Source organism: Bradyrhizobium sp. USDA 4510 (assembly GCF_054059095.1).
In genome coordinates this window covers 7,536,726-7,558,060 of sequence record NZ_JBSSBT010000001.1, presented here as the reverse complement: position 1 = coordinate 7,558,060, position 21,335 = coordinate 7,536,726, and the positions used below count along the sequence as shown (strand labels likewise).

The following is a 21,335-nucleotide window of genomic DNA, read 5'->3' as shown; positions in this document are numbered from 1 at the left end:
GCGTTTCAGGCGCGCGGGCTGGCGGTCTCGGCCTCGTATCCCGAAGCCTGCGGCTTGCGCTCGGTGACGAGGGCAAGCAGCACGGTCAGCACCATGAACACCACGGAGGCGCCGAACACCCAGTGCGGCATGTGCTGGTCCATGATCCAGCCGAACAGCAGCGGGCTCACGATGCCGCCGAAGTTGAAGCCGGTGGAGACGATGCCGAAGGCGCGGCCGGCGGCGCCGGGCGGTGCCGCGTTGCGCACCATCATGTCGCGGGACGGCGCGATCACCCCGCCGAGGAATCCGGCAAGCCCCATCGCCAGCGTGAGCGCCACCGGCGGCAGGTCGAGCAGCGCAATCAGCAGCACAAGGGCGGCATTGACCGCGAAGCAGCCCGCGGCGACCTGGCTGTGGCGGTGGGTCCAGTCGGCGAGGTAGCCGCCGGCGAGCACGCCGGCCGCGCTGGCGCCGAGGAATGCGGTCAGCGCGATATTGGCCGTCGAGAACGACGCGCCGTAGCCGCCCATCAGTGCGACCACGCCGAAATTGTTGATGCCCGAGGTCGACAGGCTGAGCAGCGTGAAGAAGGCCGTCAGCACCATCAGCGCCGGCGTGATCACGCTCGCCTTCGGCGCGGCGCCCTCCTTTGCCTTGTTCTTGTTGGCGCCGGCATCGGGAATGCCGAGCACGATCAGGAACAGCGCCACCAGCGGCCCGACCGCACCGGCGACGATCAGCGCGCCGAGGCCGCCGATCGAGGCCACGAGCGCCGCCATGATCGCGGGCGCCACCGCGCCGCCGAGGAATCCGGCGAAGGTGTGGATCGAGAAGGCGCGGCCCATCCGCGCCTCGTCCATATGCGCCGAGAGGATCGCGTAGTCGGCCGGATGATAGACGCTGTTGGCGAGGCCCAGCAGCACCGCGCAGACGATCAGCGACGTATAGCTGAGATGCAGGCCGAGCCCGATCAGCGCGCAACCGCCGACGGTCAGTCCGATCAACAGGATCTTGCGCGCGCCGAAATGGTCGGCGAGGTAACCGATCGGCGCCTGGGTCAGCCCGGAGACCGCCGCGAACACCGTCAGCGCCAGGCCGAGCTCGACATAGCCGACGCCGAGCTGCTGCTTCAGGAACGGGAACAGCATCGGCAGCACGAAGATATGGAAATGGCTGACCCAATGGGCGACCGAAATCCCCGTCAGCGTGCGCAGCGCACTGTCGGCTTTCGCTTGCTGCGGTGCGGCCAGAACGTCGACCATGTCGTCGAAAACCCCAGTTCCATAGCGTTTTCAAGCGAAGTGGGTACCGGTTCGCGTGAAGAAAACGCGTCAAACAAAATGCCCGGCAGGGCCCGCCGAAAATAGAGATCGGCCGCTAATTGTCTATGAACGCGGGCGCATGGCTGCCCCCGGCGCGGGCGTGCCGGATCGACACATGCGGCATTAAATGCGGCGACAAAGCACGGCGGCACGGCGATGATCGGCCATGATCGACGCCAAAAAGCAGCTCCGCGTGCTGGTGTCGGAGGGCTCCAGCACCTCCGGCCGCGAGGCGATCACGATCCTGGGCCTGGCCGGCCATCACGTCGAGGTTTGCGACCCCTCGCGCTGGTGCCTGGCGCGCTACTCGCGCTTTGTCCGCAAATACCACCATTGTCCGCCGCTGCGGTCGGATCCGGCCGGCTTCCTGCGCTTCGTCGAGCGCCTGTTGGCCTCGCGGCATTTCGATGTGCTGCTGCCGACCCATGAACAGGGATTTCTGTTCGCCCGCGCCGCGGCGGGGCTGGCCTCACGCACTGGCCTCGCGCTGCCGGATTTCGCCAGCTATCGCGCCGTGCACAGCAAGGCCGGGTTCAGCCGCCTGCTCGACCGGCTCGGCCTGCCGCAGCCGCCGACCCGGATCGTGAACTCGGCCGAGGAGCTGCGCGAGGCGGTGCGCTTTCCCTCCGTTGTCAAAACGTCGGTCGGCACCGCCAGCCGCGGTGTCTGGTTCGTGCGCGACGCTGGTGATCTCAATCGCGCGCTCTACGACCTCGAATCCTCAGGCGATTTTGCCGGCGAGGTGCTGGCGCAGGATCTGGTCACCGGCACGGTCGAGAAGGCGCAGTCGGTGTTCTGCCACGGCACGCTCGTCGGCTTCCATGCCTACCGCCAGATTGCGGCCGGTGTCGGCGGCGGCGAGGCGATCAAGGAGAGCGTGAGCCGGCTGGCGATCCGCGCCGGCCTCGAGACCATCGGCGCGCATCTTGGTTGGCACGGTGCGCTCTCGGTCGACGTCATCATGCCGCTCGACAGCGCGACGCCGCTGCTGATCGACTGCAACCCACGGCTGGTCGAGCCGATGAACGCCTTTCAGTCGGGCGTCGATCTGGTCGACCTGCTGCTGCGCGTCTCGCGCGGCGAAACGCCGGCGCCGCTGGCCGAGGGGCGCGCCGGGGTGCGGACGCATCTGGCGATGCAGGCGCTGCTCGGCAGTGCGTCGCGCGATGGTACGCGGCGTGACCTGATCCGGGAATGCGGCCGCATCGCCGCGGGCGAAGGGCACTATCGGGGAAGCAGCGAAGAGCTGACGCCGGTGCGGCTCGACTGGCTCAGCGCCGTGCCGCTTGCGATGACGACAGTGCTGCTGCTGGCATCACCGCAGATCGCCTCATCGCTGGCGCGCGGCGGCTTTGGCGCGCATCTGCTCGATCGCGGCAGCATCAAGGCGATCGAGAATGGCGATTTCCGCTAGTATCCCTCCAGCGCGAATTCACCGCACGATCTTGTCTGCGCGCTTCAAGAGCTCCGGTGGAATCTCGACGCCCACGGCCTGGGCCGCCTGGAGATTGAATATCAGCTCTCGCTTGGTGACGACGCCGACTGGCAGGTCGCCCGGCTTCGCGCCCTTGAAAATCTTGTCGGCGAATGTCGCAAACTCGCGCCATGTATCGGCGACGTTGGCCCCATAAGTAATCACCCCGCCGGCGTCCGCCTGGCCGCCGGGAAACATTGCCGGCAAGCGGTTCTTGATGGCCAGTTCACCGACTCGTTTTCGATTGCTCCAGGGCACCGGCACTTCAAGGACCAGCAGCGCCTGCGCGCGCTCCTTTGCCATCCCGGCAATCGCGGCCTCCAGATCGTCTGCACCCTTGACCTTCACGATTTGCGGCTCCACCCCCTGGGCCTTGGCTGCTGCCTCGTTGGCACGATCAATCGGGGCGAGCCCGCGTTCATCCGCGCCGGGATCGTTTGATCACTGAGAATCGCAACGCGCGTGATCCCGGGGAATGCCTCCTTCAGAAGCTTGAACTGGTCGCTGGCCTGCTGCGGATCGAGGTTGGTGAGGCCCGTGACGTTGCCTCCCGGTTTTTCCATCGAGGCGACAAGCTTCAACGCGACCGGATCGGTCACGATCGCAAAGATCACCGGGATCGTCGACGTGGCTTTCTGCGACGCGACCGACGCCGGGCCGCCGAGTGCGAGGATGACATCCACATTCGCACCGACCAGCTCCGAGGCGAGGCCCGGAAGGCGCTCGAGCTTCGATTCGGCAAATCGCGGTTCGATGACGATGTCGCGTCCTTCGAGATAGCCGCGCTCGGCGAAGTCGCTCAGAAGGTTCTTCTTGATGGAGTCGAACAGCGGCGACGGGCTGCCGTTGACGAGGATTCCTACTTTCCTGGGGGCCTGTTGCGCATCGGACGGGTCGCACATCGACGCGATCATGCAGAAGACCGTGAGCACCGCCTTCGCAAACCTCATGGCACCGCCCCCAGCAAGGACCCAGCGTCCATGCGAAGCCTAGCATCCAGGGGGTGGGCAACCAATCCGGAAGGGTGGTCCGGCCGATGACCTCGCTGCGACCTAATGTCTGCTTGGCGACGACGAGCCGGGCTCGGTAGCTCGCGAGCTACGAGGCCGCCGCGCGCGACTGCGCGCAGGATCTGTGGATCGATATTCGCCGGGCCTCACAACGGCTCGTCATCATTGCCGTAGCGGTCGAGCTTCGGTGTGGCGATATCGCCGTCCTCGTAATAATCATCGTCCTGTAGCGCTGCGGCTGGCGGAGGTTTCTTCGCCTTGTCGTCGGTCTTGTCTTTGGTCTTCGTGCCGCCCTTGGTCTGCTTCCCGGCCTTGGCCATGCGTTTCCCCTGCGCGGGTCAAATCAGCTGCCGGAACTCTACCCCAGTTTCGGTGCGTTTGTAATGTTCGGGGACGGTGCGGCGGGGCAGACCCGCCCCACCGGTTCACGCTCTAGAACGTCGCGCCGGCCTTTACCATGTAGGTGCGGCCGGGCAGCGGATAGGCCGAGAAGCGGCCTTCGGTGAACGTGCTCGCGATGGCGTAGTCGTAATAGAGCGCGTTGAACAGGTTGTTCACGCTCAGTGACCAGAAGAAGCGGTCAACTTGCCCGCTCAGCTTGATATCGGCGGTGGCGTTTCCGGGAATCCGGCTCTGGGTGTTGGCCTGATCGTTGTCCATGATGCGCGAACTCCAGGCCCGCACCGTGGCGTCGAACACCAGATAGTTCTGCCAGATATTCCAGGTGACGCCGAGATTGCCGGTGTAGCGCGACACCAGCGGCACGTCGTTGCCGGCCCAGATGCCTTCGCGGAACACCGCGCGGGTGATCGCCATGCCGCCGCGCAGGGTCACCGTATCGCTGAACTTGAGCGAGGCACTGGTTTCCGAGCCATAGCGGCGGGTGGGGTCGAGGTTGGTGTTGAAGAACAGCACCGGGTTGAAATGGATTTCGTTCTCGAGATCCATCAGATAGACGCTGGTCTGGACCTGAAACAGGTTGGTCCTGACGCGAAAGCCGCCCTCGACATCCTGCGAGGTCTGGGTCTTGAGCTGGAAATTCTGCGGGATCGGGGCGAAGGTCAGCGGGTCGAATGACGGACCCGACGCGACGCGTTCGTCGACATCAGGCGTGCGGAATGCGCGTGCCGCGCGGCCGAACACCGAGAAGGTGTCGGTCAGGCGATGCTCGGCGCCGACATGCAGGGCGTATTGCGTCTCGTTGCTGTCGAGCGGTGCCGCCTGCGTGTCGAACGCGAACGGCGCATTCGGGTCGTAGCGATCGCGCGCCGAGATGCTGGTATTCTGGACGCGCGCGCCGTAGGAGATGTCGGTCGTTGGCAACAGGCCCAGCGTATGTTGCCAATAGCCGGCCACGCTCTGCTGCTCGATATTGTAGATGTGGAACGGGTCGACGCCCTGATAGGCGCCGCGCGCCTCGCGGAAGCTCGAATCGTAATAGTCGATGCCGGTCAGGATCGTCGACGGCACGCCCAGCATCACATTCTTGACGCTGAGCCGCGGCGTCAGCGACCAGGTCTGCAGCGCGGCGTCATTGTAGGTCGAGGCGAAGCTGATGGTCGGCACCGTGCCGAAGAAGCCGCTCTGCGTCTCGCGCTGCCGCCAGCCGCCGTCGACGATGAGGTCGACGCCGTTCATCAGCGTCTTGGTGAAGCCGGCGGTGACGCTGGCGGTCTGCTGGTTGGCATAGTCGAAGGGCGTCGCGGCGCCGCGGCGATCGGTGAGCAGCTCGTTCACGCCGATCGACGGATCGACCAGCCGTCCGCCGGGTAGGCCGAGCTTCTGGTCGCTGCCGGTGACGGTCAGGAAGGCGGTGAGATCAGGCGTCGTGTAGTTGATGTTGCCGACGGCGTTGCGCTGGTCGAGCGCATTGTTGACGCGGTAGCCGTCCGACTTGATGCCGTTGCCGTAGAACGAGGTGGACCACGGGCCGGAATTGAGCGCCGCGGAGACCGCGGCCATGCGGGTGTTGAACGAGCCAACTCCGGCCTCGGCCCGCATCGTCGTCGGCGGGCCGCCGACGCCGGTCTTGGTGATGATGTTGACGACGCCGCCCACCGCGTTGTCGCCGTAGAGCACCGCGCCGCTGTTGCCGCGCGTGATCTCGATGCGCTCGATCGAATCGAGCGGAATCGTGGTGAGGTCGAAGCCGGCCTTGTCGACGTCGTTGAGGCGGCGGCCGTTGAGCAGGAAAAGGGTATTGTCGGTCGCGAATGCGCCGAAGCCGCGCAGGTCGACCGACGTCTTGGCGCCGTTCGGTCCGCCATAGGGCGTTTGCAGCTGCACGCCCGGCACCTGCGCGAGGATCTCGGGTAACGACTGCACCGGCGAATGCGCGATGTCGTCGGCGGTGATCACGGCCGAGGAGGAGCCGACAATGCCGGCGAACTGGCGGCCGCCGGTGCCGCCCGTTCCGGTGGCCACGCCGGTCCCTGTCGTGCCCGATCCGGCTCCGCTGCCTGTATTGTTGCCTTGCGAGGTGCCCGGCGCCGGGCGTCGCGGCGCCGGCGCTTCGTCAGCGGCCGGCCTGGCGCGCGTGACGTTCTGGTCGCCCGGCTTGGTGACTTCGATCGCCGGCAGCTGATCGGGAGCGGGTGCCTGCTGCGCCCGCGCTGCGGAGACAAGGATCGCCGGCGCGATCATCGTCGACGCGAGCAGAAGCGCGCGGCGCCGCCGATGGAAAGGGAAGGAGAACATAAGCAAGGCCTCGGCAACGTCAGTGGCACGTCACCGCGAACCAGTCTCACCATCGTGCTCACAGCATCAGGTGAAGCTCATGCCTGTACTCCCCGACCGGCAGCATCGCGTGTGACCACGGCTGACGGCAGGTCTCCTGGCTCGCGGGTCGTTACCCTTCGTCGCCTTCCCAGGACCGAGATTCCCAGTGGCCTGTGACGAAGGATTCACCGCATACAGTTGCGGGGGCAGCCGCGGCGTTGGGGAAGTTTCCCCGTACCGCATTCCCTTTTCATCTCATGAAAGAACCGTCATGTTCATCTAGGGTTCGGCCGGGTAGCAAAGTCAATCCGGCGGAAGTCGGGCGGCGGCCGCGCGGCCACGGTTTTTGTCGAGTGTCGCTTGTCTGCCACGGCGATCGCTGTAAGAGCATGGATCCGATGAGCGCGCAGGATTTTGCCTTGGCGGCCGAGGTCGCGGCGCGGCGCCGGTGGGGCGCCACGGCGGCGCTGCTCGCGCTCGTGGTCCTGCTGTGTGTGCTCTCGCTCGGCATCGGGCCGGTGCGGCTGTCGCCGCTCGCGGTGATCGAGGCGCTGTTCGGCGGCGGCAGCGATGTGGCGCAGGTGATCGTGCGCGAGATCCGCCTGCCGCGCACCATCCTGGCATTTGCGATCGGCGGCATTCTCGGGCTGTCCGGTGCGGCGCTGCAAGGGCTGCTGCGCAATCCGCTGGCCTCGCCGTCGCTATTCGGCGCGCCGCAATCGGCGGCGTTCGGCGCGGTGCTGGTGATCGCGCTGGGCCTCGCCGATGTGCGCTCCTACGCGCTGCCGGTGGTGGCGATCATCGCCGCCTTCGGCTCGGTGTTCGCGCTGCTTGCGATCGCCGGCAGCAATGCCGGGCTGTTGATCCTGATCCTCGCTGGGCTCGCGATCTCGAGCTTTGCGGGAGCCGCGACCGCACTGGTGATGAATCTCTCGAGCAATCCGTTTGTGGTGCTGGAGATCGCGTTCTGGCTGCTCGGCTCGCTGGAGGACCGCAGCTTCCAGCACGTGGCGCTGGCGCTGCCCTTCATCGTCGCGGGCGCCGCCATCCTGCTCAGCCAGGCGAGCGCCTTCCGCGCGCTGACGCTTGGCGAGGAGGCGGCGCAGAGCCTCGGCGTCGACGTCGGGCGGTTGCGGCTCTTCGTGATCACGGGCGTGGCGCTTGGCGTCGGCGGCGCGGTCGCAGTCACCGGCACGATCGGCTTCATCGGCCTGGTTGCGCCGCATCTGATGCGTCCCGTGATCGGTCACGATCCGGCGCGGCTCTTGGTGCCCAGTGCGCTCACCGGCTCGGCGTTGCTGCTCGCGGCCGACATCGCGGTGCGCATCATTCCCTCGACCTCCGACATCAAGGTCGGCGTGCTGACCTCGATCATCGGCGTGCCGTTCTTCCTCTATCTGATCATGCGCGAACGCCGCGCGCTCGGCGGAGGCGTGGCATGACGCTGCTCTCCGCCGCCGCTCTCAATGCCTCGCTCGGCAGCCGCAAGGTGCTGCACGATGTCTCGCTGTCGTTGCCATCGGGCCATCTGGTCGCGCTGGTCGGGCCGAACGGCGCCGGCAAGACCACGCTGCTGCGCGCACTCTCCGGGCTGATTCCGTCGGGCGGCGAGATCCGGATCGGCGGCGATCCGCTGGCGTCGCTGCCGCTGCGCGAGCGTGCGAAACGTTTTGCCTACCTGCCGCAGGGGCACATGGTGCACTGGCCGCTGCCGGCGCGCGACATCGTCGCGCTCGGCCGCTATCCGCACGGCGCGACCGATCCGGCGCGGCTGTCGCAGACGGATATGGAGGCGGTGCTGCGCGCGATGCAGGCGGTCGACGTCACTGAGTTCAGCGATCGCCGCGTCACCGAACTCTCCGGCGGCGAGCGCAGCCGCGTCGCGCTGGCCCGGGTGCTCGCGGTGGAGGCGCCGGTGATCCTCGCCGACGAGCCGACCGCCTCGCTCGATCCACGCCACCAGATCGACGTGATGCAGAAGCTGCGCAACGTCGCCGATGCCGGTGTGCTGGTGATCGTGGTGACGCATGACCTGGGACTCGCCGCGCGCTTTGCCGATCATGTGCTGGTGCTCGCGGAGGGGCGGCTGGCAGCGCAAGGCGCGCCCGTCGAGGCACTGTCGGAGAGCGTCCTCGCCAGCGTGTTCCGGGTCAGCGCCTATCGCGCCGAATTTCAGCGCGAAGCCGTCATCGTGCCGTGGGCGGACGTCTGATGTGGCCACGGCCTCACCACAAGCTCAGTTCACCTCTCCCGCTTACGGGGGAGGTCGCTGCGCTCGACGAGCGCAGCGGGTGGGGGCTCTCTCCACGATATGGCTCGCGGCGAAACCCCCACCCCAACCCTCCCCCGCAAGCGGGAGAGGGGGCGCACCTTCAGCGTGGCAGCCATCTCGCTTCGCTTCATCTTGGTGCGGTGGTCGCGATACTGCTGTGGCTTATTTCCGCCGGCGCCGCGTTCGCCGCCGGACCGCGCATCGTCTCGATGAATGTCTGCAGCGACCAGCTCGTGCTGTCGCTGGCCGATCCGGACCAGATTATCGGCCTCAGCCGCTTCTCGCGCGATGCCTGGCAATCCTGGGCCGCGGAGAAGGCGCGAAACTTTCCGCGCCTGTCCGGCGAGGCCGAGGACGTGCTGCTGCTCAAGCCCGACCTCGTCGTGGTCAGCCTGTTCGACAAGCGCGCGACCCGCGATCTGTTGAAGGCCCACGGGCTGCACCTCGTCGAATTCACCGTGCCGCGCACGCTGGACGAGGTGAAGGACCAGATTCGCGCGATGGGCGATGTGGTGCAGCATCCCGATCGCGCGGAGGCCGAGATCGCGCGCCTCGATGCGACGATCGCGCATGCGCGGGCGGCGGCAAGCGCGCATCATTACCGCGTGCTGCCGCTGGAGCGGCGCGGCTTTGTCTCGGGCGACCATAGCCTGGTCAGCTCGCTGCTGGCGGCAGCCGGCCTCGCCAACGCCGCCGGCGAACTTGGCGTCGGCGCAGGCGGGTTTGCTTCGCTGGAGGCGATCGTAAAACTCCGGCCGGATTTCATCCTGGTGTCGGAAGCCGGCGACCGCGCCGAGGATGACGGTCGCGCCTTCCTGCTGCATCCGGCGCTGGAGCGCTTCTATCCGCAAAGCAAGCGCATCGTGCTGCCGGAGCGGCTCACGGTGTGCGGCGGCGTGATGCTGGCGGATGCGCTGGATCGCCTGACGGAAGAGTTGCAGCGAGTGACGCAGTGACCTTCCAAACCCGTCATCCTGAGGAGCGGCGAAGCCGCGTCTCGAAGGATGCACGGCCCGGATACTTCCAGGAGTTCGCGGAAGGAGTGTGGCCGTCGCCCTTCGAGGCTCGCTTCGCTCGCACCTCAGACGGTGAGATATTTGCGAGCGGGCTAAAGGGTTATGAGACTATCCCATCACCACCGGCCCGCCGGCCTTCTTCCACGCATCGATGCCGCCATCGATATGCGCGGTGTTGGCCAGTCCCGCCTTCTTCGCGGCGGCCACCGCCATCGCCGAGCGCTCGCCGAAGGCGCAGAAGAACACGACGCGGCGGCCGGTTGCGGCGGCGACCTCGCGCAGCATGCCGCCGGGCTGCAGGGTGGCGCAAATCCCCGGATAGGGCGCGTGCAGCGCGCCCGCGAGCGTGCCGTGCTTGGCCCGCTCGCCGCTCTCGCGCAAATCGACCAGAAGGATATCGGGGCGGCCGAGACTCGCGATGGCGTCGCGCGCGCTGAGGGAGAGGCCTTCCTTGGCGAGTTCGTCCTGGTGCAGGCCGACATGCATGTTGGCGGGCACCACGACGTCCATCAGCTTCGGGTTCGGCAAATTGAGGTTGTTCATCAGCTCGACATAGTCGTCGATCGATTTGACCTGCAGCCGCGGATTGTAGCGCTTCTCCTCGCCGATGGTGGAGACGGTGTCGCCCTTGTAATCATGCGCGGGGAACACCATGGTCTCCTCCGGCAGCTTCAGCAGCCGGTTGAAGATCGAATCGTACTGCGCCCGCGCGCTGCCGTTCTGGAAGTCGGTGCGGCCGGTGCCGCGGATCAGCAGCGTGTCGCCGGTGAAGACGCGGTCGCCCATCAGATAGCTGTAGGAATCGTCGGTGTGGCCGGGCGTGTACAGCGCCTCGAGGCAAAGGCCCTCGATCGTCACCTTGTCGCCGTCGGAGACGCGCATCGACACCACGTCGGCCTTGCTCTGCTCGCCCATGATGGTGATGCACTGGGTGCGGTCGCGCAGCTCGCCGAGGCCGGTGACATGATCGGCGTGCAGGTGCGTATCGACGGCCTTGACCAGCCTGAGGTCAAGTTCCTGGAGCAGCTTGCAGTAGCGATCGGCCTTCTCCAGCACCGGATCGAGGATCAGTGCCTCGCCGCCGGCGCGGCTCGCGAGCAGATAGCTGTAGGTTCCGGATACGCTGTCGAAGAGCTGGCGAAAGATCATGACGGCTTACCTATTCTCCGGGCCGAGTCACATGGAGGATATTATTCCATAGATAGGGTCCGTTCAAAGCAAATCCATCCCCACCCCAGCCGGATCCCGTCACCCTGAGGAGCGCGCTCTTGCGCGCGTCTCGAAGGGTGGACGGCCCGGGTCTTTCCGCGAATGGGACAAGGCATCTGGGCCGTGCATCCTTCGAGGCTCGCTCCGCTCGCGCCTCAGGATGACGGGATATGCATCGAGGTCGTGGAAGAGACGAAGTTACGGCCGCACGTAACTCCAGCCTGCTCCTGCGGGCGCGCGTTCGCGCGACCCGTTGGCTCGCAATGACGACGGGGCCGTTACGGCCGGACCAGCGTGTATCCGTTCTCGGTGAGCAGCAAGATCTGCGCGACGCCGACCTGCACGGGGGTGGCGACGGCGATGTAGTCCGGCCGCTTGCCGCTGTCGCGTTCGATCGTGTCGACGGTGTTGAGGCAGATGTCGACCCGCGCGCCCTGCGCGACCAGGCTCTCGACCAGCTTGCGGTTCGGGTTGTCGGGCTTGAGCAGGTCGATGCCCGGGCCGAAGGCGACGATCTCGACCGCGACCTTGTCGGGGTCGTAGTGCTTCATCAGATTGTTGGCGACGCTGATGACGAGGCCTTGCTTCCTCGGATCGTTGTCGGAGAGCTGCAGCACGACCTTGTGCTCGGCGAACGGCTTGTCCTGCAACGGCGCCTGCTGGGCACGCGCGAGCGGCGTCGCCAGCGCGAGCGCAGCAAGGCCGAATGCCGCGATCAGCGCGCGGCGCGTCATCCGTGCCTCGCGATGCCCGGGTTGTCCTCGACGCCTTTCAGCGTCACGCCGGGTTCGTCGCGGTTCGGCGGCCGGCCGGAGCGCAGGTGCCTGGCGACGACATCCCAGATCGGCGCGCCGCTCTGCTGGTTGACCGAGGCCCAGCCTGCGACCTTGTAGTGCTTGCCGGCTTCGAGACGCTTGCCGTTGCCAAGCTTCAACTCGGAAATGCGCTTGCCGACAGTCTCGGCCGGCGTGCAGGTGTAGGCGAGGCCGCCGACGCGGACCATGTCGCCGCCCTGCTGATAATAGGGATCGACGTTGAACAGATTGTCGCAAACGTCTTCCAGCACATCCTTGATCTGGCTACCCGTCATCTTGGCGACGTAGGTCTCCGGATAGGTGATCGCGGTTTCCGACAGCACGTCTTCCATGGTCAGCGGCTGGCCGGCGAGCGTGGTGATGCCCCAGCGGAAGCCCGGCGACAGCGCGATCTCGGCGTCGAGCTCGTTCAGCAGCGCATCGCAGATCAACTGGTCGACGGTGCCGGAGAAATTGCCGCGGCGGTAGAGCAGCCGGTCGGCCGAGGCCAGCTTGTTGTTCCATTCGTCGGCATGCGGATCGCGCATCTTGTCGATCAGCGTCTGCATCGCAGGATCGGGCTTCAGCAGTTCGGCGAACACCGGCAGCAGCCGGTAGCGGACATTGGCGACCTTGCCCTTGGCAAGGTCGAGATCGAGCACGCCGATGAATTTGCCGTTGGAGCCGGCATTGGTCACCAGCGTGACGCCGCCGGCATTGGTCACCGTGATCGGGATCGGGATCGCGTCGTGGGTGTGCCCGCCGAGGATGACGTCGATGCCGGTGACGCGGCTGGCGAGCTTGAGGTCGACATCCATGCCGTTATGCGACAGCAGGATCACCGCCTCGACCTTGTCGTTGTTGCGATGGCCGTCGACGAGCTTCTGCAGCTCCTCGTCGCGGATGCCGAACTTCCAGTCCGGCGTGAAGCGCTTCGGATGCGCGATCGGCACGTAGGGGAAGGCCTGGCCGATGATCGCAACGCGATGGCCGCCGATCTCCTTGATGAAGGACGGCTTGAACACCCGTCCCGAAGCCGGGTCGAACGCCTTGGCGTCGTTGAACGCGGCTTCCTCGGTCAGGAACACGTTCTGCGCCAGGAACTCGCCCTTGAAGCGGGAGAGGTTGTCGCGCAGCACCTGCTCGCCATAGGTGAATTCCCAGTGCCCGGTCATCGCCTCGATGCCGAGCAGATTGGCGGCCTCCACCATGTCGGCGCCGTTCATGGCGTTGGCGAGCGCCGAGCCCTGCCAGAGGTCGCCGCCGTCGAGCAGGATCGAACGCTTTTCGCCGACATCGGCGCGCAGCTTGTCGACCAGTGTCTTCAGGTGGGCGAAGCCGCCGAGCCGGCCGAAACGGCCGGCGGCCTTCTCGAATTCGACGCAGGTGAAGGCGTAGGCGTCGGCGCTGTCGGGCCGGATGCCGAAGCGGTCGAGGAACGCCTTGCCGACGAGGTGCGGCGGCTGGCCGGCCATCGCGCCGACGCCGAGATTGACGCCGGGCTCGCGGAAGAACACCGGCTTCAGCTGCGCATGCGTGTCGGTCATGTGCAGGATGCGGGCGTTGCCGAACCGCTCGAGGTCGTAGACGCTGGCGGTATCGGCGCTGCGCGCAAGGCGGGGCAGGCCGGCCGTCAGCGTTGCGGCGGCCGCAGCTTTCAGGAATTCCCGGCGGCGGATGATCATCATTCTCTCCGCGCGGCCCCTGGCCTGCGCGCTCTTAACGAACTTCCATGTCCTTCCAGCGTTCCTTTTCGCTGGTGGCCTGGAAGATCGAGGCCTTTGCCAGCGCCTCGGCCTCCTTGGCCGTGGCGACTGCGGTGTCGAAATCACCAGCCTCACCGGCCTTTTTTGCGGCAGATAGTGTCGAGGCGGTGGTGGTCCACTGGTTGCGCAGGTTGCCTGCTTCCTTGTTGGCGGCTTCGGCGGCGGCGTAGGCGGCCTTGTAGTCGGCTTCGGAGGCGGCGAGGGCACAGGTCGCCGCTGCGATCAGCAGGGCTGATGCTGCGAGGACAGTTTTGATGGCCGCGCTCATGGCCGTGCTCCCGGACCCGAAATCGGCAGCCCGTTGCTGACATAGGACAGATAGTATTCGAGGTTGCGGTACTCGTCGTCCTGCGGATTGAGCGGCACGCCGCGGATCTGGCTGTTGCAGGTGGTGAAGCGGCGGCTGGTCGTGCCCATGCCGCTCCATTCCGAGCGGTAGATCGGCATCGCGTTCAGGATGCCGAGCGCCGGCGCCAGCACCTCGGCGCGGATCCGCTCGCCCGGGCTCTGGATGTGGCAGGTGGCGCAGGAGAAATTGAGCTGGCCGCGGCGGGTGTAGAAATACTCCTTGCCCTTCTGATAGGCCTCGAGCGCGCGCGGATCGTTCGGGATCTTGATGTCCATCGGGTTGCCGCGCGAGGTGAAGGCCATGTAGGCGGTGAGCGCCGCCATGTCGTCCTTCAGATAGGAGAACGGCGCCTCGCCATTAGCTTCGCGGCAGCGGTTGAGCGCGAGCTCGAGCGTGACGACCTTGCCTTCCTTCTCGTCGAAATAGGGATAGTTCTGGCGGATACCGATGCCCTTGTTCGGGAAGCAGTCGGCGTAGGTCTTGCCGTTCTTGAACGGCGTCGCGAACATCTCCTTGCCGGCTTCGAGCGAGAACTCGTAGGGCGGAAACTGCTCCTTCTCCTCCCACTGCCTGTGCAGGTCCTCATTCATCGAATAGGGACCGTTGACGAAATCCTCGAGCTTCAGCTTGGGGAATTTGCTGGTGAAGAATTTCTGGAAAGCGGCCTTGTCGGCGGCGGGATCGACGGTGTCGGCCGCCCGCGCGACCGGCGCGAGCGCCAGCACGCCGAGCGCGAACGTGGCAATTAGATTTTTGTTTTGACGCGTTTTCTTCACGCGAACCGGCGCCCACTTCGCTCGAAAACGCTCTAGAGCACGGATTGCGAGGCGCCGCGTCATTGAATCTTCGCCGTGGCGGTGTCGGTCGCGCCCTTGTTGTCGACCCAGCTGACCTTCAGATCGTCGCCCTTCTTGCCGCCCTTGAAGGCGAACTTGACATAGGGATCCTTGGAGACGCCGCCGCCCCAGTCGGCGACGAACACCGGCTTGCCGTCATATTCGAAGGTGAGCTGCTGGATGAAATGCGGCGGAATGATCTCGCCCTTGGCGTCCTTGACGAAGCCGGAATCCATCGGATGCTGGATCAGAGCCTGCACCTCGGTGGTGTCGCCGTTTGACGTGGCGCGCACGCGAATGCTCGATGCCATCTGATTATCCCTATTGTTTGCGCATGTTCTTGTCGGAAAACCGGTTCCCACTTTTCCGGATCATGCGTACTCAGCCGCCGCAGCCGCCGACGGTGACCTTGATTTCCTTTTTGGCGCTGTAGAGCTTGCCGCCGGCCTCGACGATCGCGGTGACGTTGCTGGTCTTCGCCATCTTGATGCGGTTGGAGACGGTCGGCAGCGTGCCGGCCGGAATCCTGTATGAGGCGACCAGCGAGATCGGATTCTCGCTCACCAGAAACGAGATCGAGGTGACGTCGGCCAGCGTCGTGGTGGCGGAGATCGGCACCACCGCGCCGTTCTCGGCGATCTCCGGCGCATCCATCTTGATCTTGTCCGACGGCTCGGCGGTCTTGCCATAGAGCGCCTTGATCGCGTCGGCCTCGTTCTTCTGCTTGAATGCGTCTTCGGGATATTTGTCGTTGGCGGCGGCGAGCGCCTGCGGCACGTCGAACGGAATGACCCCGAGGCCGATCAGCGCGGCGACGCCGGCGCCCTTCAGCACCATGCGGCGCGCTTTGAAAAATTCGCTGGTCGTGATGTTCATCGAAAAAAATCTCCTCAAGCGACGGTCGCGGCGTCACAGCGTCTGCAGGAAGTCCACCACCGCGTCGATTTCCTTCTCGCTCAAAATCCGGTTTCGGCCGAACGGCGGCATCACCGTCTGCGGATTGCGCCTGGTTTCGTCGGTCACGATCGCGATCAGCTCGTCACGGCTGTATTTGGCCTTCAGGCCGCTCAGCTCGGGGCCGATCGTGCCGGGCAGGTCGCCGCCCTTGATGACGTGGCAGGTCAGGCAATTGCCCTTGCCGCGGTCGAAGGCGAGCTTTTGTCCCTCGGCGGCGGATTGGGCCTTGGCGGGCGCGGCCATGGCGGTGCCCGCCAGCAGCGCCAGGACGAAGGCTGGCTTGGAGAAAGTGGCGATCAAGGACGTTTCCCGGGCTTCAATCTCGATGATCCCATCGCAATATAAAGCGTGGAAAGCACAAAGGCCATCGGCTGGCAACACGGAGAATAGGCGCGTTGCGACGGGGTTAATGCCACAGGGGCAGTCCGGCACTGGAGCGCATGTCCTGCGCCTTCCGCCTGTCATGTTTGTGCGGTTGAGATGTGGCTGAGGCGTAGGGAGAAGCGCGGTGGCGGAATTCGTGGCGGAGTTTGGCAAGGACGGCCGGCCGGTCGAGGCGGACGGGCGGCTCGATGCGCCCGCGTTCCATCGCAACCATAAGCCGATCTGGGCAGTTCTGAAAGATCATCTCGCCGGCCAATCCGGCGACGTGCTGGAAGCCGGCAGCGGCACCGGCCAGCATGTCGTCTATTTCGCCGGTCAGACGCCCGACATCACTTGGTGGCCGAGCGACCTCCATGCGGCGCACCTGCGCAGCATCGAGGCCTGGCGCGCGCATGCCGCCCTTCCGAACATCCGGCCGCCGCAGCCGATCGATCTGTCCGACCCGGCTTGGTCGCCGGCGCCGCCGGACGGCAAAGGTCCGGACAAACTGCTCGCGATCTTCTGCGCCAATGTGATCCACATCGCGCCGTGGCGCGTGGCCGAGGGCCTGTTCGCCGGCGCCGCGCGGCACCTGCGCGCCGACGGCCGGCTGTTGCTCTACGGCCCGTTCAAGCGCGGCGGCAAGCACACCGCGCTCAGCAATGCCGTGTTCGACACGTCGCTGCGCGAGCGCGACGCCGAGTGGGGGGTGCGCGATATCGCCGATCTCGAGACGCTTGCGGAGCGCGTCGGGCTCAAGCTCGCCGGCAGCTTCGAGATGCCGGCCAACAACATGATTTTGGTCTTTGCCCGCAAGTAGCCGCGCTCAATCGTAAGCCAGGCACCAGCCTGGCCCACGCAGCCAGCAACGTTCATCGGGGATCCCGGCGTCGCGATAGAGCCGCGTCACTTTCTGCCAGCCGCCGCGGGCGAAGGCTTCGGCGAGCGTTTTTTCGGACGTCTCGTCCCGGCCGCCGTCGCAGGGAATGATCGCGACCGGTGATATCCAGTCCGCCTGGTACGCTGCCTCCTCGCGCCGGATCCGGAACACGGCGCCGGATCGCGCCACCTGATCCGGCGCGCCGCCCTTGAATCCCTCATCCGAAGTCAGCGGCAGGATCAGGCGGCCGCCGGCGGCGAGCCCGTCGAGCCATCGCGTGGCAGGCCGGGTGCAGCCGGCGTTGACATAGATCACGTCGGCGGACTCGAACGCAACCTGTGTGCCGTCGCCCTGGATGATCTCGACATTTGCGTAAGCGGCGAGATTGGCGCGAGCGTCTGCCGCAAGGTCCGGATCGTATTCGATGCCGGTCACGCGGCCGGACGGTCCGACCAGATGCGCGAGGATCGCGGTGTAGTACCCCGTGCCCGTACCGATATGCACCACGTGCTCGCCGGCGGTGGGTGCGGCCTGGTGCATGAGATAGGCATGCAGCGACGGCTGGCCGTTGTTGAGACGTCGCTCGGGTCGCAAGGCGACGAGATCGTTGGTGTAGAGATAGATCGGGTCGGCATCGGGCGTCGGCGCATAGTCGCGGCTCCACCAGCGCAGCATCATCCATGGTCCCGGGCCGACGAAGTCCTCGCGGCGAATGGCGGCGAAGGCCTCCGTCAGCCGCGGATTGATGGTGTTGGCGGCGGCCAGGATCTGCTTGGCATAGGCCGCGCGGACGATGCGGAGTTCGGCTTGCGGGTCCATTGCCGCGCGCTCCCACGATGTCGCGTGTTGTGTGATTTGACACACCGAGGTGTGTGAAATAGCATACTGCGGCGACGGAGGCCAGAATGAAGAGACGGCTTTATCCGGCCGTGCTGGAGCGCGGGCCGCGCGGCGCGTTCGGGGCGTGGTTCCCGGACTTTCCCGGCTGCGTCGCCGCGGGACGATCGCAGGAAGACGCGATCGAGCGCGCCGAGCAGACGCTGGCGCAAACCGTCGACGGCTGGGTCGAGCAGGGCAAGCCATTGCCGGAGCCGACCCCGATCGAGCGCATCGTGGCGCCGAAGGGCTCGGACGTCGCCGCCTTCTTCATGGTCGGCGTCGATCCGCCCGACCCGTCCGAGCGCGTCAACGTCTATTTGCCGAAGAGCCTCATCGCACGGATCGACAAGCATGCCGCCGGACTCGGCATGAGCCGTTCGAGCTTTTTTGGTTTCGCCGCGACGCTTGCGCTTGAATGGCACGTTCACAAGCCGCACCTCGTCGGGCCGCGCTCCAAGGTGCACAAGACCGGCGCGTTGCGCGCCGAGAAGCGGATGGGCAAGAAGCCGGCGCGGTAGGCGATCGATCATCGAGCGACAGCTCTCTCACCGTCACCCTGAGGAGGCCGCAGAGCGGCCGTCTCGAAGGGTCGACGGTCCGGCTGTTGGCCGTGCATCCTTCGAGACGCGCTACGCGCTCCTCAGGATGACGGTACTGATAGAAGTGCCGGGCTGCTGTGACGTCACTCTGTGAGAGCAAGCGATCCCCTCGTGCGCCTCCTGCATGGCGTACGTCCGTTTGCGCCGGTTGATCGGCCTCGACCCGCTCTCCATAGTGCGCCCGATTGGGGGCTCCCGCCGGGGCTTCGGGGCGGGACCACCGATGATTGACGTGACGGCTGCGGATGAGGCGAGCGACGACGCGCGGGCGCGCAGCAATGTGTGGCGGCTTGCGGCGGCGCAGGCGCTGACCGGCGCCAATTCGGCGGTGATCTTCGCCACCGGCTCGATCGTCGGCGCGACGCTGGCACCCGACGTCTCGCTCGCGACGGTGCCGCTCTCGATGTATGTGCTCGGGCTTGCCGCCGGCACGCTGCCGACCGGCGCGATCTCGCGCGCCTATGGCAGGCGCGTCGCCTTCATCATCGGCACCTTCTGCGGCACGCTCACCGGCGCGCTCGGCGCCTGGGCGATCCTGCATTCATCGTTCTGGCTGTTCTGCGGCGCGACCTTCCTCGGCGGGCTCTACGGCGCCGTCGCGCAGTCCTACCGCTTTGCCGCGGCCGATGGCGCCAGTGTCGCGTTCCGGCCCAAGGCGGTGTCCTGGGTGATGGCCGGCGGCGTGTTCGCCGGCGTGCTCGGGCCGCAGCTCGTGCAATGGACCATGGACATCTGGCCGCCCTATCTGTTCGCGTTCTCCTTCGTGATGCAGGCGCTGGTCGCGCTGGTGGCGATGGCGGTGCTCTCGGGCGTCGACGCGCCGAAGCCTGCGGCGGCGGACCTGCATGGCGGCCGCCCGCTGCTCGAGATCGCAAAGCAGCCGCGCTTCATCGCCGCGGCGCTGTGCGGCGTGATCGCCTATCCGATGATGAATCTGGTGATGACCTCGGCGCCGCTCGCCATGAAGATGTGCGGGCTGTCGGTCAGCGATTCCAATTTCGGCATCCAGTGGCACATCGTGGCGATGTACGGCCCGAGCTTCTTCACGGGCTCCTTGATCGCGCGGTTCGGCGCGCCCGTGATCGTCGCGCTCGGGCTGGCGCTCGAGGCGGTCGCCGCGATGATCGGACTGTCAGGCGTCACTGCGCCGCACTTCTGGGCGACGCTGTTCGTGCTCGGGATCGGCTGGAATTTTGCGTTCGTTGGCGCTTCCGCGCTGGTGCTGGAAACGCACCGGCCGCAGGAGCGCAACAAGGTGCAGGCGTTCAACGATTTCCTCGTGTTCGGCATGATGGCGATCGGCTCGTTCTCGTCGGGCCAGCTGCTCGCGCATTACGGCTGGAATGCCGTCAACTGGGTGGTGTTCCCGCCTGTGCTGCTCGGCCTTGCCGTGCTTTCGTTCGCTTCATTCGCCAAGCGACGCGCGAAATTGCGCGCGGTGGAAGAAATCCCGGATCCCAGCATCTAAAGCTTGTCGTTTGACCATGGTCTGTTCGGAAAACCGCTTCGCACTTTTCCGGACCATGCTGCTGCCAATTGCTGACACTTCGATCGGCTTCGAAATGATCCGCTTGCAACGCTGTTCACATCATGGGATCGGGTTGGTCCGGCCATGACGATGTGAGAAGCAAAAGCAAGAAATGGACGCATCCTCAGCCACGCTGCCTGATGAATCCTCGCTTGGCTACGAAGGCTGGCGCATCGTCGTCGTCTGCTTCCTGCTCGCGACCTTCGGCTGGGGACTGGGCTTCTACGGCCAGAGCGTCTATGTCGCCGAGCTGCAGCGGCTGCACGGTTGGCCGGCATCGCTGATCTCGTCGGGCACGACCTTCTTCTATTTGTTCGGCGCCGCGCTGGTCGCCTTCGTCAGCGAGGCGATCAAGGCGTTCGGCGCGCGCAGCTGCCTGATCGCCGGCACCTTTGGGATGGCGATCGCAGCGGTTGCGATCGGCGAGGTGCGCGAGCCCTGGCAGCTCTATCTCGCCGATGCGCTGCTGGCGTTCGGCTGGGCCGGCACCAGCCTCGGCATCATCACCAACACGCTCGGCCTGTGGTTCGACAAGAAACGCGGCATGGCGATCAGCCTGGCGCTGAACGGCGCGAGCTTCGGCGGCATCGTCGGCGTGCCGCTGCTGGTGGCGGGGATCGGCACGTTCGGCTTCTCCGGCGCGATGATCGCGGCCGCGGGGCTGCTGATCGTGGTGATGGTGCCTGTCATCCTGATCTTCGTCGGGCAACCGCCGGTGCATCTGCACGCGGTCACGGCCGCCGCTGCCGACGCGCCGTCAGCGACCCAGGTGCGCAGCCGGGCGCTGCGCGACATCCGCTTCCTCTCGGTCTCGATTGCCTTCGCGCTGGTGCTGTTCGCCCAGGTCGGCTTCATCGTGCATCTGATCGCCTATCTCGATCAGGTAATCGGCCGCGAGCGCGCGACGGTGGCGATGGCGCTCTTGACCGCGATGGCCGTGGTCGGGCGCGTCTCGTTCTCCTTCGTGATCGACCGGCTCAACCAGCGGCTGGCATCGGCGCTGTCTTTTATCAGCCAGGCGGTCGCGCTCGCCGTCATCATCAATGTGCACAATGACGTGGCGCAGATCGCCGCCTGCGCGCTGTTCGGCTTCTCGGTCGGCAATCTGATCACGCTGCCGGCGCTGATCGTGCAGCGCGAGTTCGATCCGCGTGCGTTCGGCGTGCTGGTCAGCCTGATCACCGCGATCAACCAGATCACCTACGCCTTCGGCCCCGGCGTGGTCGGGCTGCTGCGCGATCTCTCGGGCAGCTATTCGCTGCCGTTCTACGGCTGCATTGGCCTGGAGCTGATCGCGGCGGCGACGATCATGGCGAAAGGGAAGTAGCTTTCCACCTCCCCTTGAAAAGGGGAGGTCGCTTTGCTCACAGAGCAAAGCGGG

The 21,335-nt window shown here is 66.1% G+C and carries 22 protein-coding genes and 1 riboswitch; of the genes, 8 read left to right on the top strand and 14 right to left on the bottom strand.

Annotated elements, in window-relative coordinates; genetic code table 11:
- Positions 1–5 precede the first annotated feature (5 nt).
- Positions 6–1,244: an MFS transporter gene (locus ACVMDN_RS35245; RefSeq protein WP_076834886.1), complete on the bottom strand. Its 1,239-nt coding sequence runs from the start codon at positions 1,242–1,244 to the stop codon at positions 6–8.
- A gap of 226 nt (positions 1,245–1,470) precedes the next feature.
- On the opposite strand from ACVMDN_RS35245, the gene ACVMDN_RS35240 reads away from it, so the two are divergent.
- The gene (locus tag ACVMDN_RS35240; protein ID WP_141339962.1) at positions 1,471–2,718 is read left to right on the top strand and encodes an ATP-grasp domain-containing protein; all 1,248 of its coding nucleotides are present in this window, start codon (positions 1,471–1,473) and stop codon (positions 2,716–2,718) included.
- An 18-nt stretch (positions 2,719–2,736) separates the two neighbouring features.
- On the opposite strand, the gene ACVMDN_RS35235 is transcribed toward ACVMDN_RS35240, so the two are convergent.
- The 4 genes from ACVMDN_RS35235 to ACVMDN_RS35220 all read right to left on the bottom strand — a co-directional run bounded on the left by ACVMDN_RS35235 (position 2,737) and on the right by ACVMDN_RS35220 (position 6,485).
- Positions 2,737–3,126, bottom strand: coding sequence for an ABC transporter substrate binding protein (locus ACVMDN_RS35235; RefSeq protein WP_456834684.1), 390 nt, complete (start codon positions 3,124–3,126; stop codon positions 2,737–2,739).
- Positions 3,123–3,728 carry an ABC transporter substrate-binding protein gene (locus ACVMDN_RS35230; RefSeq protein WP_456834685.1) on the bottom strand — a complete coding sequence of 202 codons (606 nt, stop codon included), beginning with the start codon at positions 3,726–3,728 and terminating at the stop codon, positions 3,123–3,125. Before ACVMDN_RS35230 ends, ACVMDN_RS35235 begins: the two co-directional genes overlap by 4 nt.
- 206 nt (positions 3,729–3,934) lie before the next feature.
- Positions 3,935–4,108 (bottom strand): hypothetical protein, encoded by a 174-nt coding sequence (locus ACVMDN_RS35225; protein ID WP_194295436.1) that lies wholly within the window; start codon positions 4,106–4,108, stop codon positions 3,935–3,937.
- A 112-nt stretch (positions 4,109–4,220) separates the two neighbouring features.
- On the bottom strand, positions 4,221–6,485 hold the full coding sequence (locus tag ACVMDN_RS35220; RefSeq protein ID WP_076834889.1) for a TonB-dependent receptor: 2,265 nt from the start codon (positions 6,483–6,485) through the stop codon (positions 4,221–4,223).
- Between the two features lie 109 nt (positions 6,486–6,594).
- Positions 6,595–6,792: riboswitch (cobalamin riboswitch) on the bottom strand.
- Positions 6,793–6,904: 112 nt separating this feature from the next.
- On the opposite strand from ACVMDN_RS35220, the gene ACVMDN_RS35215 reads away from it, so the two are divergent.
- The 3 genes from ACVMDN_RS35215 to ACVMDN_RS35205 all read left to right on the top strand — a co-directional run bounded on the left by ACVMDN_RS35215 (position 6,905) and on the right by ACVMDN_RS35205 (position 9,734).
- Positions 6,905–7,948, top strand: a complete 1,044-nt coding sequence (locus tag ACVMDN_RS35215; RefSeq protein WP_076834952.1) for a FecCD family ABC transporter permease — start codon at positions 6,905–6,907, stop codon at positions 7,946–7,948.
- Positions 7,945–8,718: an ABC transporter ATP-binding protein gene (locus ACVMDN_RS35210; RefSeq protein WP_076834890.1), complete on the top strand. Its 774-nt coding sequence runs from the start codon at positions 7,945–7,947 to the stop codon at positions 8,716–8,718. Before ACVMDN_RS35215 ends, ACVMDN_RS35210 begins: the two co-directional genes overlap by 4 nt.
- 200 nt (positions 8,719–8,918) lie before the next feature.
- Positions 8,919–9,734: an ABC transporter substrate-binding protein gene (locus ACVMDN_RS35205; protein ID WP_076834891.1), complete on the top strand. Its 816-nt coding sequence runs from the start codon at positions 8,919–8,921 to the stop codon at positions 9,732–9,734.
- Positions 9,735–9,902: 168 nt separating this feature from the next.
- Here ACVMDN_RS35205 and ACVMDN_RS35200 read toward each other — a convergent pair whose 3' ends face one another.
- From ACVMDN_RS35200 to soxX, 8 genes are all read right to left on the bottom strand, one after another.
- On the bottom strand, positions 9,903–10,943 hold the full coding sequence (locus ACVMDN_RS35200; protein WP_076834892.1) for an MBL fold metallo-hydrolase: 1,041 nt from the start codon (positions 10,941–10,943) through the stop codon (positions 9,903–9,905).
- Positions 10,944–11,281: 338 nt separating this feature from the next.
- A complete protein-coding gene (locus ACVMDN_RS35195) occupies positions 11,282–11,737 on the bottom strand; it encodes a DsrE family protein (protein WP_076834893.1) in 456 nt (151 codons plus the stop codon).
- Complete coding sequence (gene soxB, locus ACVMDN_RS35190) at positions 11,734–13,482, bottom strand: thiosulfohydrolase SoxB (protein WP_076834894.1); 1,749 nt, start codon at positions 13,480–13,482, stop codon at positions 11,734–11,736. The genes ACVMDN_RS35195 and soxB overlap by 4 nt, the downstream gene beginning before the upstream one ends.
- A gap of 34 nt (positions 13,483–13,516) precedes the next feature.
- Entirely contained in the window at positions 13,517–13,831 is a 315-nt protein-coding gene (locus ACVMDN_RS35185; protein WP_456834686.1) for a hypothetical protein, read from the bottom strand.
- Positions 13,828–14,751: a sulfur oxidation c-type cytochrome SoxA gene (soxA, locus tag ACVMDN_RS35180; protein ID WP_371852194.1), complete on the bottom strand. Its 924-nt coding sequence runs from the start codon at positions 14,749–14,751 to the stop codon at positions 13,828–13,830. Before soxA ends, ACVMDN_RS35185 begins: the two co-directional genes overlap by 4 nt.
- Positions 14,748–15,059 (bottom strand): thiosulfate oxidation carrier complex protein SoxZ, encoded by a 312-nt coding sequence (gene soxZ / locus ACVMDN_RS35175; RefSeq protein WP_057021236.1) that lies wholly within the window; start codon positions 15,057–15,059, stop codon positions 14,748–14,750. Before soxZ ends, soxA begins: the two co-directional genes overlap by 4 nt.
- A gap of 70 nt (positions 15,060–15,129) precedes the next feature.
- A complete protein-coding gene (soxY, locus tag ACVMDN_RS35170; protein ID WP_057021237.1) occupies positions 15,130–15,624 on the bottom strand; it encodes a thiosulfate oxidation carrier protein SoxY in 495 nt (164 codons plus the stop codon).
- Positions 15,625–15,657: 33 nt separating this feature from the next.
- Positions 15,658–15,948, bottom strand: a complete 291-nt coding sequence (gene soxX, locus ACVMDN_RS35165; RefSeq protein WP_076834955.1) for a sulfur oxidation c-type cytochrome SoxX — start codon at positions 15,946–15,948, stop codon at positions 15,658–15,660.
- A 265-nt stretch (positions 15,949–16,213) separates the two neighbouring features.
- On the opposite strand from soxX, the gene ACVMDN_RS35160 reads away from it, so the two are divergent.
- On the top strand, positions 16,214–16,888 hold the full coding sequence (locus ACVMDN_RS35160) for a DUF938 domain-containing protein (protein WP_076834895.1): 675 nt from the start codon (positions 16,214–16,216) through the stop codon (positions 16,886–16,888).
- Between the two features lie 6 nt (positions 16,889–16,894).
- Here the strand turns inward: ACVMDN_RS35160 and ACVMDN_RS35155 are convergent, their stop codons facing one another.
- Entirely contained in the window at positions 16,895–17,767 is an 873-nt protein-coding gene (locus ACVMDN_RS35155) for a protein-L-isoaspartate O-methyltransferase family protein (RefSeq protein WP_076834896.1), read from the bottom strand.
- An 86-nt stretch (positions 17,768–17,853) separates the two neighbouring features.
- Between ACVMDN_RS35155 and ACVMDN_RS35150 the strand changes: the two genes are divergently transcribed.
- The 3 genes from ACVMDN_RS35150 to ACVMDN_RS35140 all read left to right on the top strand — a co-directional run bounded on the left by ACVMDN_RS35150 (position 17,854) and on the right by ACVMDN_RS35140 (position 21,281).
- Positions 17,854–18,345, top strand: coding sequence for a type II toxin-antitoxin system HicB family antitoxin (locus ACVMDN_RS35150; protein ID WP_076834897.1), 492 nt, complete (start codon positions 17,854–17,856; stop codon positions 18,343–18,345).
- A 304-nt stretch (positions 18,346–18,649) separates the two neighbouring features.
- Entirely contained in the window at positions 18,650–19,894 is a 1,245-nt protein-coding gene (locus ACVMDN_RS35145; protein WP_076834898.1) for an MFS transporter, read from the top strand.
- Positions 19,895–20,066: 172 nt separating this feature from the next.
- Positions 20,067–21,281 (top strand): MFS transporter, encoded by a 1,215-nt coding sequence (locus tag ACVMDN_RS35140; RefSeq protein WP_076834899.1) that lies wholly within the window; start codon positions 20,067–20,069, stop codon positions 21,279–21,281.
- Positions 21,282–21,335 lie beyond the last annotated feature (54 nt).

Coding starts and splice junctions, on each gene's coding strand:
- soxB (WP_076834894.1), bottom strand. CDS start 13,482: ATGATCATCCGCCGCCGGGAATTCCTGAAAGCTGCGGCCGCCGCAACG.
- ACVMDN_RS35195 (WP_076834893.1), bottom strand. CDS start 11,737: ATGACGCGCCGCGCGCTGATCGCGGCATTCGGCCTTGCTGCGCTCGCG.
- ACVMDN_RS35200 (WP_076834892.1), bottom strand. CDS start 10,943: ATGATCTTTCGCCAGCTCTTCGACAGCGTATCCGGAACCTACAGCTAT.
- ACVMDN_RS35215 (WP_076834952.1), top strand. CDS start 6,905: ATGAGCGCGCAGGATTTTGCCTTGGCGGCCGAGGTCGCGGCGCGGCGC.
- ACVMDN_RS35185 (WP_456834686.1), bottom strand. CDS start 13,831: ATGAGCGCGGCCATCAAAACTGTCCTCGCAGCATCAGCCCTGCTGATC.
- ACVMDN_RS35140 (WP_076834899.1), top strand. CDS start 20,067: ATGGACGCATCCTCAGCCACGCTGCCTGATGAATCCTCGCTTGGCTAC.
- ACVMDN_RS35210 (WP_076834890.1), top strand. CDS start 7,945: ATGACGCTGCTCTCCGCCGCCGCTCTCAATGCCTCGCTCGGCAGCCGC.
- soxY (WP_057021237.1), bottom strand. CDS start 15,624: ATGAACATCACGACCAGCGAATTTTTCAAAGCGCGCCGCATGGTGCTG.
- ACVMDN_RS35245 (WP_076834886.1), bottom strand. CDS start 1,244: ATGGTCGACGTTCTGGCCGCACCGCAGCAAGCGAAAGCCGACAGTGCG.
- ACVMDN_RS35240 (WP_141339962.1), top strand. CDS start 1,471: ATGATCGACGCCAAAAAGCAGCTCCGCGTGCTGGTGTCGGAGGGCTCC.
- ACVMDN_RS35155 (WP_076834896.1), bottom strand. CDS start 17,767: ATGGACCCGCAAGCCGAACTCCGCATCGTCCGCGCGGCCTATGCCAAG.
- ACVMDN_RS35230 (WP_456834685.1), bottom strand. CDS start 3,728: ATGAGGTTTGCGAAGGCGGTGCTCACGGTCTTCTGCATGATCGCGTCG.
- soxA (WP_371852194.1), bottom strand. CDS start 14,751: ATGACGCGGCGCCTCGCAATCCGTGCTCTAGAGCGTTTTCGAGCGAAG.
- soxX (WP_076834955.1), bottom strand. CDS start 15,948: ATGGCCGCGCCCGCCAAGGCCCAATCCGCCGCCGAGGGACAAAAGCTC.
- ACVMDN_RS35220 (WP_076834889.1), bottom strand. CDS start 6,485: ATGTTCTCCTTCCCTTTCCATCGGCGGCGCCGCGCGCTTCTGCTCGCG.
- ACVMDN_RS35150 (WP_076834897.1), top strand. CDS start 17,854: ATGAAGAGACGGCTTTATCCGGCCGTGCTGGAGCGCGGGCCGCGCGGC.
- soxZ (WP_057021236.1), bottom strand. CDS start 15,059: ATGGCATCGAGCATTCGCGTGCGCGCCACGTCAAACGGCGACACCACC.
- ACVMDN_RS35145 (WP_076834898.1), top strand. CDS start 18,650: ATGATTGACGTGACGGCTGCGGATGAGGCGAGCGACGACGCGCGGGCG.
- ACVMDN_RS35225 (WP_194295436.1), bottom strand. CDS start 4,108: ATGGCCAAGGCCGGGAAGCAGACCAAGGGCGGCACGAAGACCAAAGAC.